Origin of the sequence: Acididesulfobacillus acetoxydans (genome assembly GCF_902729405.1) — a bacterium.
Lineage (GTDB): Bacteria > Bacillota > Desulfitobacteriia > Desulfitobacteriales > Desulfitobacteriaceae > Acididesulfobacillus > Acididesulfobacillus acetoxydans.
Genome location: NZ_LR746496.1, coordinates 1477934 through 1494733 on the forward strand (window position 1 = coordinate 1477934; position 16800 = coordinate 1494733).

A 16800-nucleotide genomic window follows, 5' to 3' on the forward strand; every position below is an offset into this window, starting at 1 on the left:
ATCACGAACTTTGAACTTTTTAGCTTGTATAATATGGACAAAAGCAAAAGTGAAAAAAGGTACCACCGATTCAAAGGGAGGATGAACATGCGTAGAGAAGAAATTGTTCAGACTTATCACTTAAAAGGCAATCCCGGTCAAGGGCTGGCTTTGGCCACATTTGGTTTTTTTGTCGGCTTTGCTGCGGTCTCCTTATTTGGCCCGGTGACGAACAATTTCAACCATCTCATGCACATGAAGGGCTTGCTGCTGGGTTTGTTGATTGCCGCTCCGAATCTCAGCGGCTCTTTGCTCCGCATTCCTTTTGGAGCTTGGGTCGATAAGGCGGGAGGGAAAAAACCCTTCATCATCTTGCTGCTGCTTTCTCTATTAGGGATGGCGGGTTTAACGGCGATACTCTTTTTCTATTATCCCCGAGGCATTACGTTGAACATGTACCCGGTTATTTTTTTCTTTGGTTTGCTCAGCGGCTGCGGAATAGCGACCTTCTCGGTCGGCGTGCCGCAAACCTCGTACTGGTTTCCTCAGAAGAAGCAGGGCCTGGCCTTGGGTACATACGGCGGGCTGGGGAATACGGCTCCGGGGGTATTCGGCATGATTTTGCCCTTCGCTTTGGCGGCGCTGGGCTTAACCGCATCTTACGCGGCCTGGTTTGTCTTCCTGCTTGTCGGAACAGTTATCTACAGTCTGTTTGCGCAAGACGCCTATTATTTTCAACTCGCCCAGACGGGTAAGAGTCAGGAGGAAGCAAAGCAAATCGCTCAGGATTTGGGACAGGAACTGTTTCCTTCCGGGAAGATGAAAGAGGCTTTACGAATCTCCGCCAAAACCCCTAAGACCTGGCTGTTAGTCATTCTCTATTTCACGTCATTCGGAGGCTTCCTGGCTCTGACCGGTTGGTTTCCGACCTATTGGAACCAGTATTTTGGGCTTAGTGCGGGCCAGGCAGGACTACTGATGGCATTGGGATTTTCCATCCTAGCTTCTCTGGTGAGGATATACGGCGGGCATCTCAGCGATAAGTTCGGCGGGGAATTGACGGCTGTCCTTAGCTATGGGGTTGTGCTTAGCGGTGCACTTATACTCATTTTCACGCACAATTTTTGGTTCGCTCTTTTCGGCGAAATAACGGTTGGGATTGGAATGGGGACTGCCAACGCGGCTGTCTTTAAGCTCGTCCCCAAATACGTGCCTCAGGCCCCCGGCGGAGCGAGCGGCTGGGTCGGGGGCTTAGGTGCTTTTGGCGGCTTTGTCGTTCCCCCGATCCTTGGGGCTTTTACAGACCTCTATGGGAAAAAAGGATATGCGGCCGGCTTTTGGGTCTACGTTGTCCTGGCCGCTATTGCAATTGTGACTTCATTTATACTCAGGCGAAGCGCCCAGTCTTAAGACTGGCAGCCGGAAACAAAATCAGATAAAAGCCGGAACGGAAAGGAGAGGCCGGATGCAAAAGAAAAGGAGCCCGCTTTTGAAAAAACTGAGATTTTTTAAGGCGGGAGAAAAATTATCAGGCTCGTGGACCGAAGTGACCCCTCAGGATCGAGGATGGGAGGATTTCTACCGGGCGCGCTGGCAGCATGACAAAGTTGTGCGAACCACTCACGGCGTCAATTGCACAGGTTCGTGCAGCTGGAGGGTTTTTGTTAAGAACGGGATCATCGCCTGGGAAAATCAAGCGACGGACTATCCGACGACAGGACCGGACCTGCCTGAATATGAGCCCAGGGGATGCCCCCGCGGCGCTTCCTTTTCCTGGTACAGCTACAGCCCCTTGCGGGTGAAATATCCGTATATTCGCGGGGCTCTGCTGCGCTTCTGGCGGGAAGCCATAGAAGCGGCAAAGAACCCGGTGCTGGCCTGGAAAAGCATTGTTGAAGATCCGGAAAAGGCGAAAACCTACAAAGCGTTGCGGGGAAAAGGCGGCTTAGTGCGCGCCTCCTGGGAAGAAGTGAAAGAGATCATTTCCGCGATGCTGATCTATACGATTCAGACGTATGGACCGGACCGACTGGCCGGCTTTACTCCAATACCGGCTATGTCCATGGTCAGTTATGCTGCGGGCTCCCGCTTTCTCTCCCTGCTCGGTTCCCCAATGCTCAGCTTCTATGACTGGTATGCAGACCTGCCTCCTGCGTCCCCGCAAGTCTGGGGAGACCAGACCGACGTCCCGGAAAGCGGCGACTGGTATAATGCCGGCTACATCATCATGTGGGGTTCCAATGTCCCTTTGACAAGGACCCCAGACGCACATTTCATGACCGAGGTCCGCTACAAGGGAACGAAAGTGATCAGCATCAGTCCCGATTACGCGGAATCGGTGCGCTTTGCCGATCATTGGCTGGCGGTGAATCCGGGGACGGACGGGGCTCTGGCCCAGGCGATGACCCATGTCATTCTTAAGGAGTTTTATGTGGAAGAAAAAACAGAGTATTTTCTGGATTATGCCCGGAAGTATACGGATATGCCCCATCTTTTGCTTCTGGAAAGGAGGGGCGAGTCTTATACCGCCGGCCGCTATTTGCGGGCCTCCGACCTCGGCCTGCCGCTGGAAAAGGCGGAATGGAAAACCGTAGTCCTTGATCAAGCGACAGGGGAATTCAGAATTCCGAACGGAAGTATCGGACACCGCTGGGAAGGAAAAGGCACGTGGAACTTGAAACCGGAAGACGAGGAAGGGGTTCCGTGCCATCCGCTGCTGACCCTGCTCGGGACGGAAGACGGGGTCGTACCCATCGAACTGCCGTACTTCGCGGAAGGCAATCAAGCGGTCTTGAGCCGCTCCGTACCCGTCAAGCGCCTTGAGCGGAAAGGGAAGACGGTTTATATTACCACGGTTTATGACCTGATGCTGGCCAATTACGGTATCGACCGGGGTTTGCCGGGAGAATATCCGCGGGATTACGACGATCCTCTTCCCTATACTCCCGCCTGGCAGGAACGATACACCGGTGTCAAGGGAAGCCTGGCCCTTCAGATTGCCCGGGAATTTGCCCGTAATGCCGCAGATACCCGGGGACGTTCTATGATCATCATGGGCGCGGGAATCAACCACTGGTACCAAGCGGATACGATTTACCGCACGATCCTGAATCTGGTTCTCCTGACCGGCTGTGAAGGAGTTAACGGCGGAGGATGGGCTCATTATGTCGGTCAAGAAAAGGTGCGTCCCATGGAAGGCTGGCAGACGGTCGCTTTTGCCCGGGATTGGTCTCTGCCGCCCAGACTGCAAAACGCGACGTCCTTCTATTACTTCGCCACCGATCAATGGCGCTATGAGGAACTGCCCATGTCTGAGCTCAGCGCGCCGACGAGCCGGGGGGCGACCTATCTTCACCCGGCGGACTACAACGCCTTGGCCGTACGCCTCGGCTGGCTTCCTTCCTATCCCCAATTCAACCGGAATCCGCTCGCCTTGGCGCAAGAAGCGCAAAAGGCCGGCGCTTCGACGAATGAAGAAGTCGTCTCGTATCTGGTGAAGGCGTTAAAGACCAAGACTTTGGAATTTGCCGTGGAAGACCCGGACAACCCGCTCAATTTTCCCAAGGGTTTGTTCGTCTGGCGCGCCAATCTTATTTCCAGCTCAGGCAAAGGGCATGAATACTTCCTGAAGCACTTGCTGGGAACATCCCATGGACTTCTGGGAAATGACCGGGAGAAGCTGAGAACGGAAGAGATCAAATGGCATGACGAGGCCCCCGAAGGAAAACTCGACCTCTTGGTTAACCTGGAATTTCGCATGTCGGGTACGGCCCTGTATTCGGATATTGTCCTTCCTGCGGCCACCTGGTATGAAAAGCATGACTTAAGCAGTACGGACATGCATCCGTTTGTCCACCCGTTTAATCCGGCGATCGCCCCTCCTTGGGAAGCAAAGACGGATTGGGATATCTTCAAAAGTTTAGCCGAAAGATTCTCGGAGATGGCGAGGACTTATTTGCCGGGGCTGAGCAAGGATATCGTCATGGTTCCTTTGATGCATGATTCGCCGGATGAGCTTGCCCAGCCATTCGGACAAGTGAGAGACTGGCGAGCCGGCGAAACCGAGGCTGTCCCCGGTCGGACCATGCCTAAGTTTACAATCGTCGAACGCAATTATCCTCAGATTTATGAGAAATTTACGGCCTTGGGACCGCTGCTCGAGAAAAATCCGCTCGGAGCTCACGGGATATCTTTTCCCGCCCAGGAACAATACGAGGAACTCAAGCGGATAAACGGGGTCGTGAAGGGGACAGGCGCCGGGTCCGGCTGCCCGAGCCTGGCAGACGGCCGGCAGGCGGCAAAAGCCATCCTGGCTTTATCCAGCGCCACAAACGGCAGATTGGCCGTAAAAGCCTGGCGGGCCGAAGAAGAAAAAACCGGCGTGTCTCTGCAGGATATCGCTGCCTCCCAAGCGGGAAACCGCCTGACTTTCGACAGCATCACCGCCCAGCCCGGGCAGGCTATTTCTTCGCCCATATTCAGCGGGAACACGGAGGGCAACCGGAGGTACTCTCCGTTCACGACCAATATTGAACGGCTGGTTCCGTTTCGGACCTTGACGGGGCGCCAGCATTTCTATGCCGACCACGAGATTATGCTGGAATTCGGGGAAGGGTTGCCCGTGTTTAAGCCGGCGCTCCCGAACCGAGCCTTTACGGGCGGTGACCAGTTTAGTGGCGAGGGCAAAAAAACGATTGAGCTGCGCTATTTGACCCCGCACGGGAAGTGGAACATTCACAGCATGTACGGAGATTCCCAGATCATGCAAACCCTTTTCCGCGGTGGGCCGAATATATGGCTAAACGACCGGGATGCGGCGGAGATTGAGGTCAAAGACAACGATTGGGTGGAGGTTTTCAACCGCAATGGGGTCGTGGTGGCCCGTGCCGTTGTCAGTCACCGGATGCCGCAGGGAACAACTTACATGTATCACGCCCAGGATAAGACCCTGAATACTCCCGGATCCCGTCTGACCGGGGAGCGGGCCGGAACCCACAACAGTCCGACGAGGATCCATTTGAAGCCGACGCATGTCATCGGCGGCTACGCTCAGTTCAGTTATGGATTTAACTATTACGGTCCGACGGGAAATCAGAGAGATCTTACGGTCCTAATCGCGAAGCTCGGGGAGGTGTCTTGGCTTGAAGATTAAGGCGCAAATGGCCATGGTCATAAACTTGGATAAGTGTCTGGGCTGCCACACGTGCAGCATAACCTGCAAAAATACCTGGACCAACCGTTCGGGTCTGGAATACGCCTGGTTTAACAATGTCGAAACCAAGCCGGGGGTGGGCTATCCCCGAGAATGGGAGAGACAGGAGAAGTATAAAGGCGGCTGGGTTCTGAAAAGCAAAGGCAAGCTTGAACTGAGAGCGGGGAACAGGCTGTCGAAATTGCTCAATATCTTCTATAATCCGGATCTTGCGGACATAGACGACTATTATGAACCTTGGACCTATGACTATAAGGCCTTGACCCAGAGTCCCGAGAAGAAGCATCAGCCCGTAGCCCGTCCCCATTCCCTGCTCACCGGAGATCCGCTGGAGTTGAAGTGGGGGCCGAACTGGGAAGACGACCTGGCAGGCGCTCCTGAGACGGGCAAGAAGGACTCCAATTTAAGGAGCCTGGAAGAAAAAGTCCGCCTCACTTTTGAGGAAGTGTTTATGTTCCATCTCCCGCGCCTCTGCGAGCATTGCCTCAACCCGGCCTGTGTCGCCTCCTGCCCGTCGGGGGCGATCTATAAGCGGGATGAAGACGGGATCGTTCTGGTGGACCAGGATGCCTGCCGCGGCTGGCGGTTTTGTATGTCAGGCTGCCCCTATAAAAAAGTGTATTTCAACTGGCAGACGAGGAAAGCGGAAAAATGTACTCTCTGTTTTCCACGCCTTGAAGCCGGGCTGCCAACTGTCTGTTCGGAAACCTGTTCCGGCCGCGTGCGCTATGTCGGGGTGCTGCTCTATGACGCGGACCGTGTCCAGGTGGCGGCCTCCCCCGTTTCCGAGCGGGAATTATACAAGAATCAATTGCAACTGTTCCTTGATCCGTATGATCCGGAGGTGCTGGCCCAGGCGCGGAGGGACGGCCTGGACGAGGATTGGCTGGCCGCCGCTCAAAGGTCGCCGGTCTACAAATTAGCCGTCGAGTTTGGCCTCGCTCTGCCTTTGCATCCGGAATACCGCACGCTCCCCATGGTTTGGTATATTCCGCCGCTCAGTCCCATGATGCAGGTCGTGAACAGCGGCCAGACGGAAGCAGAGAGCGGGGAGTTCTTTGCCGCGATTGAGCGCATGCGCACCCCAATTGAATATCTTGCCAATCTCCTGACGGCGGGAGATACGGAAACGGTGGCGGACGTATTCAAGAAAATGGTTTTGCTCAGGCAATACATGCGCAGCAAAAACCTTCTCGGTCAGGATGTGCCGGTTGAAGACAATCCTTGGGGGTTAAACGGGGCCGCCTTGCAGGAAATGTATGCCTTGCTGGCGCTTGCGAAGTACCGGGATCGATTTGTCATTCCGAACGCCCATAAAGAAAAGGCCGGCGACCTTTATGAAAGACAGGGAATGACGGGGTACGACCCGGCGTGAGGCTGCCGGGAGCGTGCCGGGGAAGGTGGTTGGCGGTGAAAGACGAAGGACGGATTTGCCATATCCTTTCCGTGTTATTCCGATATCCGGAGGAATGGCTGGATGATATCGACGACCAGATCACGAGCGAACTGAGCGGCATCCAGAATGAGGATGCCGCGGCACGCTTGGCAAAATTCGTTCAGGACCTTCAAGTGAAGGAGCGGGAGGAAGCCCTTGAGCGCTATGTCGAGACATTTGATTTTAGCGAACGAACGAATTTATATCTTACTTCGCATCTAATGGAGGACAAACAGGAACGCGGCCGGCGCCTGGCAGAACTCAAGGACTTCTATGCTGAAGCGGGAGTCCTCATGACCGAGGAAGAACTGCCGGACTATCTTCCGCTCGTTCTGGAGTTTTGTTTTTTGAAGCCTGAGTACGCGCCGAAAATACTGAAACGGTTTGAGGCTGCCATCAGGGAACTGACAGGAAATTTAAGCGAGCTTAACAGTCCGTATGCAAAGCTCATGCAAGTCTTGGCGCTGGTTATGGAGAAGAACTAGGAGGTGGCTTGCTTTGGGGATCTTTTGGTGGGCGATATTCCCCTATCTCATGATTACGGTTTTTGTGCTCGGACACATTTACCGTTATCAGAAAGATCAATGGGGTTGGACGGCCAGGTCAAGTGAGTTCCTGGAAAAGAAGTATCTGAAATGGGGCAGCGTTTTGTTTCATACCGGGATTCTGCTCGTCTTCGGCGGCCATGTCGTCGGAATGTTGATTCCGGAAGCTGTGACGGAGAGGTTGGGAATTAGCGACAAGATCTTTCATACGGCGGCGATCATCACAGGCAGTACAGCAGGCTTCATAACCCTGGCCGGTATCGTCCTGCTTTTAGTCCGGCGCGTCTCGGTGAAGCGGGTCCGCAAGACGAGCAGCTTTGCCGACATGTTGATTGCGGTTCTTTTGTTCCTTGTGGTCAGCATGGGTCTTTTCAACACGTTCGGGTTCAATCTGTTCGTCAAGAGCAGCTTCGATTACCGGGCCACCATCGCGCCTTGGATACGGGGAGTCCTTGTCTTCGCGCCGGATCCCGGTCTGATGAACAATGTTCCCCTTTTCTTTCGCTTGCACATTATTTTCGCGTTTGCCATTTTTGGAGTCTGGCCGTTTACCCGCTTAGTGCATGTCTGGAGTGTGCCGCTTGAATATTTGGGGCGCCGGAGTTACATTCTTTATCGCAGTGTAGGGCCGGTCGCAAAACCGGTCAAAGAGTGGGAGAGGGCTTCAGGAGATGTTGGCTGATCGAAGTGCGGCTTATTCTCCGGCGAACGCCCATGGGGCGGCGAACTATGGTCAATGGATGCACGCAAGACGGGTGCCCAGTTTTCGACGGAGATGGCCCGCTCGGTGCGTGAAGCTTTGAAGAACTGGAGGGGGATCTTATACAGATCCATACTCAGGTTGAGGTCTATAGTCATGGGGGTGAAATCGGTGAGGGTTTTAGCGCTGTTAAGGGGTCCGGAGAAAAAGAAGTTGGAGTAGCTGGAGAACGGGAAGTTGGAGTATATAAAGAACGGGGGGAGGGGCCCTCGCTTCCTGGATTTCCTGAATGGCCGCGCGGGGTTCAATGCTCATCTCTTGCAGGGAGAGGACAAGATTTTCCGGTAGGAGGATGGGGTGTGAACAAGCGGTGTCAAGTGAGCTTATGCTAAGCCTTCTTGGACAAAATCATAAAACTATGAAATCACGAGAATAAGGGAGTAAGGCTCTAAAATTAGGAGGTTGCCCCGCCCACCCCCTCTCTCACAACTATCTTAGCACAATGGAGGGACGATGGGGTGGCGACAAGAGAGACTTGAATCAGCCCGACAAGTGCCTGGAGTTTCGTGATCGCAGAAGACTTGCCTCAACAAGTCAAAGAACTGTTTGGTGGCGCGTTCGAGCAAAATTCTTTCCGAGATAAACGAGTCATACGGACTGTCAAGAAGTTCCCGAACCCTACGCACGGGCAAATCAATTTCTGCCGCGAGACGCAGAAGTATTGCAAAACGTGGGCTGCGACGTTGGCCACTGAGGATCTTACTCAAATAACTCTCGCTAAGACCGCATGATTTGGCTAACGCCGCCTGACGGATATTGTGCTCGCTAAGGTAAGCCTTTAGGGCCGTGCCCCCCTTCAACATACCCCTCGCCGCTCCTTTCTGCAAATCCGCTCTCCCAGCGTTCGACGTTACTGTGGCAGCTTCCTGCAACAAACGAAACGATCTATGTTTTTTCAAATATGTTCTGTGCACATAGGCCGTAAATGTAAACCGTATTTGGTCGTTGATGCCACCTATGAAAAAGGTATTGGGAACGGAAGCAGCTGCTGTTGGGGTGGCGAAGACGAAAACGGAGGCGGGTGTCCCCGCCTCTCAAATAGACATTTCCAGTTGCTTGCGCAGCCTCTCGCGCGATCAGGGCACTTTCGTGCGGCCCGGGATCACGGTGACTCAGCTCACTTTGTGGAGTTTTGTCTGCAGCTTATCCAGCATGTCGACGGTCATTTTCGCCAAGTCAAAATCGGCCGAGAATCCCCATTCTTCGACGGCGTCGGAAGGATCGAGAGAGTTGGGCCAGCTGTCGGCAATGGCCTGGCGGGCCGGGTCAACGGCGTAGTCCAGTTTGAAATCAGGAATGTGCTTGCGGATTTCCTTATGAAAATCTTCCGGTTCGACGCTCATGGCCGTGATGTTATAAGCATTGCGGTGGATGAGTTTGGCCGGGTCGGCTTCCATCACGTCGATGACGGCTTTGAGGGCATCCGGCATATACATCATATCCATATAGGTTCCGGGGGCAATATAAGAAGTGTAGTGCCCTTTGAGGATCGCTTCATAGTAAATGTCGACCGCGTAATCGGTGGTGCCGCCGCCGGGAGGGGAGACATAAGAAATCAAGCCGGGGAAGCGAACTCCTCGGGTATCGAGCCCGAATTTGCTATAATAGTAGTCGCAGAGCAGTTCGCCGGAAACTTTGCTCACACCGTAGATCGTGGCCGGACGCTGGATCGTAACCTGAGGGGTGTGATCTTTGGGGGTCTCCGGGCCAAAAGCGCCGATGGAGCTGGGGGTAAAGAATTGACAGCCCAGTTCACGGGCGACTTCCAAGGCGTTGACCAAGCCGCCCATGTTCAGATTCCAGGCGAAAAGGGGTTTGGTCTCCGCCGTGGCGGAGAGCAAAGCCGCCAGGTGTATGATCGTATCGACTTCGTATTTTTTGGCGATGTCAAAGAAGTCTTTCGCCCGGGTGACGTCCAGCGTTTCATAAGGACCGGATTGAGTGAGCCGATGGTTCTTATCACTGCGAATGTCTGTGGCGACGACCTGATCGGCGCCATAGCTATCCCGCAAACGGGCGGTTAGTTCGGAACCGATTTGGCCGAGAGCTCCGGTGACCAGTATTTTCTTCATGCGGATACCTCCTCAGGTGTTTATCATTAGCTGTCTGTCATTGCCAAGATCCGGTCCGCGTACTCAAACATTAAGTGGGCTCTTTTGACTGGGCAGTGACAACGGAACCTGCATATTTCGGGCAGTCTCCCGCCTTGCCCAAGCGAAGGCGCTAGAGTATTCCCAGCTCACGCCCGACTTTGGCATAGACGGAGAGGGCCTGATCCAGCATCTCGCGGGTGTGGGCCGCGGTCGGCATGTTTCTCACTCTTCCCGTGCCCTTGGGAACCGTGGGAAAAACGATGGCTTTGGCATAAACCCCTTCTTCATAAAGTCTTTGGCTGAATTTCTGGGTTTGTTTCTCTTCGCCGATAATACAGGGGGTGATCGGCGTTTGGCTGGAACCGATGTTGAAGCCCAGCGCTTTCAGTCCCTGTTTCAGGTAGTTACCATTAGCCCAAAGTCTTTCCTGCAACTCGGTGCTGTTCATGAGAATATCGACGGCAGTTAAACAAGCGGCGGTATCAGCCGGGGTCAAGGCGGTGGAGAAAAGGAAGGGGCGGCTGCGGACTTTGAGCCAGTCAATCAGTTCTTTGCGGCCGGCGACATAACCGCCGACAACTCCCAGAGCTTTGGAAAGAGTACCGATCTGAAAATCGATTTTGTCAGACAGGCCAAAGTGCTTAACGGTGCCCGCCCCGTTGCCCAGGACGCCCGAGCCGTGAGCGTCATCGACATACGTAATGAGATCGAGTTTCTCAGCAATTTCAACCATATCCGGGAGTTTGGCAATGTCCCCATCCATGGAAAAAACGCCGTCGGTGATCACCATGAGCTTGTTGTAATTGCCGGATTGTTTGGCTTCTTGGGCTTTGCGCTGCAAATCCGACATATCGAGATGCTTAAAAGGAATGATCTTTGCTCTGGACAAGCGGCAGCCGTCGATAATGGAGGCATGGTTCAATTCGTCGGAAAGAATGGCATCTTCTTTGTCCATGACGGCGGAAATTGCGGCCATGTTGCAGTTGAAGCCTGACTGGTAAGCGATGGCGGCTTCTGTGTGCTTAAAAGCGGCCAGCTTCTCTTCCAGTTGGAGGTGGAGTTTCAGGGTGCCATTGATCGTTCTGACCGCCCCGGCACCGACTCCGAACTCCTCAATGGCTGCCTTGGCGGCCTCCTTGAGACGTCGGTCAGTGGCCAGGCCCAGATAGTTGTTGGAAGAGAGATTGATGAATTCTTTGCCCGCGATTTTGATCAGAGGACCATTGGGACTTTCCAAAGGATCGATGACATTGTAGAGGCCTTTGCTCTTCAGATCCTCCAGGTTGGTGGTGAGGAATTCCGACAACACGCGACTGGACATGGGTACATCCTCCTCCTTACGTCTGATGGTATCGTTTTATGGTACATTTGCGAAAAAGCTTACGACGGAAAAACCAACTGGGTCACGGGGTCGATGTCTCAAGGGATATACTTCTCTGCGGCACATATGTCCTCCCCCGGAAGACAGCAGAATTTGGGACAATCGCGTAAAACAGTGGATTTCTACTTTTTAAGATAACACTATTTCCGTAAAATGTACACACTCAAGAGACAGCAAAAGTAAGATTTCGGCGAACTTTTTTGAAGTATAAGGTACGCCCGTTATCACGGAGCTTCAATCCATCTGCCGGCAGTAATATAAAACGAAAGATGATAGAAGGTGTCTGCCAACATCCTTCGGGAGACTTGGGAATCCCGTATTCAGCGCGCGGAGGAAGTCAGATGCCTTTGAGATTCGAAGTTGTTTTTTGAGAATTCTCTCCCATAACTGTGGAGGAATCTCTCTGCAAAGGGAGTGACTGACTCTGATTCGGAGAACGGCGCTCTCAATGAGCAGTTGGCAGAGGCCTAAGGCGCGGAAATTTCCTGCGAATAGCAGGAATTACGGAGACTTTGGCGAAATAAGCTGGTTGGTCGGGAACAGACCGGTCTTGCCCCCGCCAGGATGGTGGCGTTCCCGGTCCAAAGGCAGTCCCGGTGAAAAGAAAGACCTGTCGAGAGGCAGCCTAGTCAAAAGGCACCTCAGTCAAAAGGAAGTCTCAGTCAAAAGGGAGCCCAGTCGGAAAGGAGTCGGATGGAAGTCAAAAGAAAGGGAAACCCTAATCCGTGCCCGGTTAACGACCCGACGGACGCCAAGAAGCGGCGTCCTCAGGGTAAGCGGCCACTTCGGGTGAGAGCGAACCACCTCACCGTCGGGTGAGCGAATCCGCCGCACCGTCGGGAGAGAGCGGGCCGCTGCACCTTGGAGAGAATGGCCCTTGTCCGGCTCTTCAAGCAATTAAACGGCTAACTGAGATTAGCGAATTTCGGAAATGAGGAGGAACAAAGATGGCCTTTACCAAGATCTACGACATTGAACAGACACCCCCTTTCAGGAAAGCGCTGCCTCTATCCTTCCAGCACGTCTTTGCCATGTTCGGTGCCACCATTCTGGTGCCGCTGCTGACAGGGTTTGACCCATCCGTGACTCTGTTTACCTCCGGCCTGGGCACTCTAGTCTTCCACTTGGTCAATAAAGGCAAAGTGCCGGCTTACCTGGGCTCATCTTTTGCTTTTATCGCGCCGATCATTGCGGCCGCCAAGGCTTACGGGGCCCAGGGAGCCCTTACAGGCATGATGGCGGCCGGAGTGGTTTACGCGCTCTTCTTCGCTATCATTGCCGTGGCCGGGTTGAACTGGATCAACCGTGTGCTGCCGACGGTCGTGGTGGGGCCTGTCGTGATGATCATCGGTCTGAGTCTGACGCCGACCGCGATTCAGGAGGCGGAAAAGGGACTTCTGACGGCTTTTGTGACCGCGGGCATCGTGATCGTGGCCAGTGTTTTCGGCCGTGGTTTTATCAAGATCATACCGATTCTCCTAGGAACGGTGGGGGGATATCTTTTCGCCATCACTCAAGGACAGGTTAATTTCGCGGCCATTAACAAGGCATCCTGGCTGGCCCTGCCGAACCTGAGCATCTTGACCGGACATCTGCCGGTTTTCACCTGGGGGGCAGTGAGTTTGATTGCGCCCATCGCCATCGCCTCGATTGTGGAAGACGTCGGCCATCTCTTGGTTATCGGCGATACGGTCGACCGCGATCTCATGCATGATCCCGGCTTACACCGAGTACTTTTGGGCAACGGTTTGGCCACGATTGTCGCCGCTTTTCTGGGCGGAGTCCCGGAAACGACCTATGGGGAGAATATTGGTGTTCTGGCGATTACGCGGGTTTTCAGTGCCCGGGTTGTTCAGGGGGCGGCGGTCATTGCCATCTTACTCAGTTTTGTCCAGAAATTCGGGGCGGCCGTGCAAACTATTCCCGAGCCCGTGCTGGGCGGCATCACCATTATCCTGTACGGGATGATCGCCTCCGTGGGCCTGCGCAACTTGGTCGAAGCGAAAGTCAATCTTGCTAACAACCGCAACCTCCTCATCGTTTCGGTGATCTTCACTTTGGGGGTCGGCGGGATCCTCATCAAATTCGGACAGTATGCTTTTGCCGGCGTGGGTCCGGCTGCCGTGATCGGGATCCTTCTCAACCTTGTGCTGCCTAAGGATAAAGAGGCCGACGCCCCGGCCAGCCAATGAAGAAGCTTCTATTGTTTAAGTGCTGCCCTGCGCGCTGGCGATTTTGGCTTTGACCGGATTGGTCGGACGCAGCACTATGCCGGAACTGGCGGGCAAACTCGGGGTGTCGGCTGCCAGCCCGCTGTTGCTTCTGGATCAAATCCATTTTGACGACCGCAATCTGCCTATTCTCTATTCGCGGCTCTTTTTCCGGCCGGATTATTTCGTCTTTCATGTCGTGCGCAAACGTTGAGTACCTCTCCTATCCTTAGCGGGCTTCGGCGATCATCGCCGAGATCGTGCGCAGAGGGCTCAACTCGGTTGACAAAGGACAATGGGAAGTAGAATTGCTGCCGGGCTCCGGGCGCCACAAGCGGTAACAACATCAAAAACCGGTGTGGGTTGACTCCCCTGCATCGGTTTTGCCATTCTCGGGGTTCTGATACTGGCAGAGATCGCAGCCATATTGCAGTTAAAGCCCGACGGGCAAGCGATGGCGGCTTCCGTATGCTTAAAGGCGGCAAGCTTCTCTTCCAGTGGGTATCCCACTAAGCACACCGGCCGGGGCTGTTTGTCCCGGCTGAATGTCCATATAGCGATTCATTCCCCGCCTATAGAGGACGGGGGAGTTCCCGCAAGCCGTGTTAAAGGGCAGATTGGCTTACGGCGGGCGCGGGAAAGAACCTGATTTTCATGCGGTTCGCCTGGGAACGGTGTTGGCGTCGTGACGGCTGCGGCGGGTTGTTCGGTTGGCGCGCACCCTTCATAAGGCTTGCTTCAGAGGACTCGGGTTCACAAGGTCCGCTTCGGAAGAAGGGGTTCATAAGGCCTGCTTGAAAGGGCTTGGTTGGGAAGGACGGGTATAGTTGCCGGGCCCGGCTATCATCTTGGCGGCGATATGGTATAATCAAGGGGATATCATGGGCAGGGGGGAAGAGCACTTGGAATTCACACCGGTCATAGCCCGAGAACTGGGCCTGAAGGAGAGACAAGTTCAGGGAGCCGTTGACCTTCTGGATGGGGGGAATACGATTCCCTTTATTGCCCGTTACCGGAAAGAAGCGACCGGGGAGTTGGACGAAAACGACCTGCGCGGCATTGCGGAGCGGTTGGAATACCTGCGTCATCTCGATAGCCGCCAAAGCGAGGTGCTGCGCCTGATTGCCGAACAGGGAAAATTGACAGAGGAACTCGCCGTTCAGGTCCGGGGGGCGAAGACCCTCCAGGAAGTTGAGGATCTTTACAGGCCTTATCGGCAAAAGCGCCGCACGCGGGCCACGGTTGCCAAAGAGAAGGGGCTGGAGCCTTTGGCACTCTGGCTTTTGTCTCAGCTTCCTTCCGCCCGGCCGCAAGAAGAGGCAGAGTACTATCTCAATCCGGACTTAGGAGTCGGACGTGTTGAGGATGCGCTCCAAGGGGCCGTTGACATTATCGCGGAGATTATGTCGGACGATGCGGCGGTGCGCAAGAAGATGCGGGAACGGACCCAAAGCTTAGGCGATATTGCGGCCGTAGCCAAGAAGACGGAAGAACGCTCACCTTATGAAATGTACTATGATTTCAGGGAACCGGTGCGCAGAATTCCGCCCCACCGAGTGTTAGCTCTGAATCGGGGCGAAAAGGAAGGCGTCCTCAGCGTCAAGATTGAGGCGCCTGTTGAGGAAATGCTGGCGGTTTTGGAGCGGGTCTATGTTAAAGGCGGGCCGGCGTCAGAATACGTAGCGCGGGCGGCGGAAGATGCTTACAGAAGGTTGATCGCGCCTTCCATCGAGCGGGAGGTGCGCAGTGAGCTCTCCGAACAGGCGGAGGAACAGGCGATCAAGGTTTTTGCGGCCAATCTGCGCCAGCTTTTGCTCCAACCCCCGCTGCGGGGCAAGACCGTACTGGGGTTGGACCCGGGTTTCCGGACCGGCTGCAAGTGGGCGGTCGTAACGGATACGGGAAAACTGTTGAACGTGGGGGTCATTTACCCCCACCCTCCGCACAATAAACGCTCAGAGGCCAAGAGAGTTCTAGCGGAAGCAATTGCTGAGTTCGGGGTCGGGATTGTAGCCATCGGCAATGGGACGGCCTCGCGGGAAACAGAGGAGGTTGTGGCGGAACTGATCCGGGAAAAGCGGTTGGCGGTGGAATACATCCTGGTGAGTGAAGCCGGAGCTTCAGTCTATTCCGCTTCCAAACTCGCCGCCGAGGAGTTTCCGGATTTTGATTTGTCTTTACGCAGCGCGGTCTCTATTGCCCGCAGGTTGCAGGATCCGCTGGCGGAACTGGTTAAGATCGAGCCGAAGGCCGTGGGAGTGGGGCAGTATCAGCATGATGTTCAGCCCAAACGTCTGGAAGAATCTTTGTCCGGCGTCGTCGAGTCCTGTGTCAACACCGTCGGAGTGGACCTGAATACCGCTTCGGTTAGTCTGCTTCAGTATGTGGCGGGGTTGAAAGCAACCGTAGCAAAAAACATCGTGGCCTGGCGGGAGGAGCACGGCAAGTTTCGCCGGAGGCAGGAGTTAAAAAAGATTCCCCGCCTGGGGGAGCAAACATTCGTCCAATGTGCTGGCTTTATCCGTCTTCCGGAAGGAGAGTATCCTTTGGAGAATACCCCGGTGCACCCCGAGTCTTACGATTTAGCGGAGAATATCTTAGGTAAAGCCGGGTTTCTGCCCGGAGACTTAGTGTGCCGTCCCCGGGAAGTACGAACCGCCTTGTCGGTTTTGCGGCCGGAAAGTCTGGCACAGGAGTTCGGCGCCGGCCTTCCGACGGTTAAGGACATCGTGGAAGCTTTGCAGCGTCCGGGGCGCGATCCGCGCGAGGACCTGCCCCGTCCGCTTCTGCGGCGCGATGTCACCCACCCGGAAGACCTCAGGGAAGGGATGGTTCTGGAAGGAACAGTGCGCAACATCGTTGATTTCGGGGCTTTTGTGGATATCGGCGTAAAAAACGACGGTTTGGTCCATATCTCGCAGATGGCCCAAAAATATATTAAACACCCGATGGAAGTGCTTTCCGTCGGGGATATCGTCAAAGTTCGCGTCATCGGTCTCGATCCCGGGCGCGGACGGATTAGCTTGTCCCTCAAGGATGTATAGGAGCCGGCAGGAGTGTTTGGGACGGTGTCGGACGGTGTGGCGATCGAGGGGTATTTCGGCCGCTGCTTCAGTCGGCTGAAGTTCCGGGCGGGGTTGCGGTCGGATGGTGCCGCGGACGGGGGGGGGTATTCCGGCTGGGGC

General features: G+C 54.7%; 11 protein-coding genes. 8 read left to right on the forward strand and 3 right to left on the reverse strand.

Features of this window, described 5'->3' with window-relative positions; all coding sequences use genetic code 11:
- The first annotated feature begins 87 nt into the window (after nt 1-87).
- From MNU25_RS06545 to narI, 5 genes are read left to right on the forward strand one after another with little or no spacing between them, the layout of a single operon-like run.
- Entirely contained in the window at nt 88-1389 is a 1302-nt protein-coding gene (locus MNU25_RS06545) for an MFS transporter (protein ID WP_240984337.1), read from the forward strand.
- A 55-nt stretch (nt 1390-1444) separates the two neighbouring features.
- Nucleotides 1445-5131 carry a nitrate reductase subunit alpha gene (locus MNU25_RS06550; RefSeq protein ID WP_240984338.1) on the forward strand — a complete coding sequence of 1229 codons (3687 nt, stop codon included), beginning with the start codon at nt 1445-1447 and terminating at the stop codon, nt 5129-5131.
- On the forward strand, nt 5121-6566 hold the full coding sequence (gene narH, locus MNU25_RS06555; protein WP_240984339.1) for a nitrate reductase subunit beta: 1446 nt from the start codon (nt 5121-5123) through the stop codon (nt 6564-6566). Before MNU25_RS06550 ends, narH begins: the two co-directional genes overlap by 11 nt.
- Before the next feature lie 35 nt (nt 6567-6601).
- Nucleotides 6602-7111, forward strand: coding sequence for a nitrate reductase molybdenum cofactor assembly chaperone (gene narJ, locus MNU25_RS06560; RefSeq protein WP_240984340.1), 510 nt, complete (start codon nt 6602-6604; stop codon nt 7109-7111).
- A gap of 13 nt (nt 7112-7124) precedes the next feature.
- A complete protein-coding gene (gene narI / locus MNU25_RS06565) occupies nt 7125-7853 on the forward strand; it encodes a respiratory nitrate reductase subunit gamma (RefSeq protein ID WP_240984341.1) in 729 nt (242 codons plus the stop codon).
- A 512-nt stretch (nt 7854-8365) separates the two neighbouring features.
- Here the strand turns inward: narI and MNU25_RS20445 are convergent.
- The 3 genes from MNU25_RS20445 to MNU25_RS06575 form a co-directional block, all read right to left on the reverse strand.
- A complete protein-coding gene (locus tag MNU25_RS20445; RefSeq protein ID WP_372503697.1) occupies nt 8366-8734 on the reverse strand; it encodes a helix-turn-helix domain-containing protein in 369 nt (122 codons plus the stop codon).
- Between the two features lie 309 nt (nt 8735-9043).
- Nucleotides 9044-10003 carry an L-threonine 3-dehydrogenase gene (locus MNU25_RS06570; RefSeq protein ID WP_240984342.1) on the reverse strand — a complete coding sequence of 320 codons (960 nt, stop codon included), beginning with the start codon at nt 10001-10003 and terminating at the stop codon, nt 9044-9046.
- A 151-nt stretch (nt 10004-10154) separates the two neighbouring features.
- Nucleotides 10155-11345 (reverse strand): glycine C-acetyltransferase, encoded by a 1191-nt coding sequence (locus tag MNU25_RS06575; protein WP_240984343.1) that lies wholly within the window; start codon nt 11343-11345, stop codon nt 10155-10157.
- Nucleotides 11346-12352: 1007 nt separating this feature from the next.
- Between MNU25_RS06575 and MNU25_RS06580 the strand changes: the two genes are divergently transcribed.
- The 3 genes from MNU25_RS06580 to MNU25_RS06590 all read left to right on the forward strand — a co-directional run bounded on the left by MNU25_RS06580 (nt 12353) and on the right by MNU25_RS06590 (nt 16659).
- A complete protein-coding gene (locus MNU25_RS06580; RefSeq protein WP_240984344.1) occupies nt 12353-13597 on the forward strand; it encodes a uracil-xanthine permease family protein in 1245 nt (414 codons plus the stop codon).
- A 19-nt stretch (nt 13598-13616) separates the two neighbouring features.
- Nucleotides 13617-13829 carry a UTRA domain-containing protein gene (locus tag MNU25_RS06585; RefSeq protein ID WP_240984345.1) on the forward strand — a complete coding sequence of 71 codons (213 nt, stop codon included), beginning with the start codon at nt 13617-13619 and terminating at the stop codon, nt 13827-13829.
- Nucleotides 13830-14517: 688 nt separating this feature from the next.
- Nucleotides 14518-16659, forward strand: a complete 2142-nt coding sequence (locus tag MNU25_RS06590) for a Tex family protein (protein ID WP_277350713.1) — start codon at nt 14518-14520, stop codon at nt 16657-16659.
- Nucleotides 16660-16800 lie beyond the last annotated feature (141 nt).

What these genes read in the sequence shown, in the direction of transcription:
- MNU25_RS06545 (WP_240984337.1), top strand. Translation starts at nt 88, where the DNA reads ATGCGTAGAGAAGAAATTGTTCAGACTTATCACTTAAAAGGCAATCCC.
- MNU25_RS06550 (WP_240984338.1), top strand. Translation starts at nt 1,445, where the DNA reads ATGCAAAAGAAAAGGAGCCCGCTTTTGAAAAAACTGAGATTTTTTAAG.
- MNU25_RS20445 (WP_372503697.1), bottom strand. Translation starts at nt 8,734, where the DNA reads ATGTTGAAGGGGGGCACGGCCCTAAAGGCTTACCTTAGCGAGCACAAT.
- MNU25_RS06570 (WP_240984342.1), bottom strand. Translation starts at nt 10,003, where the DNA reads ATGAAGAAAATACTGGTCACCGGAGCTCTCGGCCAAATCGGTTCCGAA.
- MNU25_RS06575 (WP_240984343.1), bottom strand. Translation starts at nt 11,345, where the DNA reads ATGTCCAGTCGCGTGTTGTCGGAATTCCTCACCACCAACCTGGAGGAT.
- MNU25_RS06580 (WP_240984344.1), top strand. Translation starts at nt 12,353, where the DNA reads ATGGCCTTTACCAAGATCTACGACATTGAACAGACACCCCCTTTCAGG.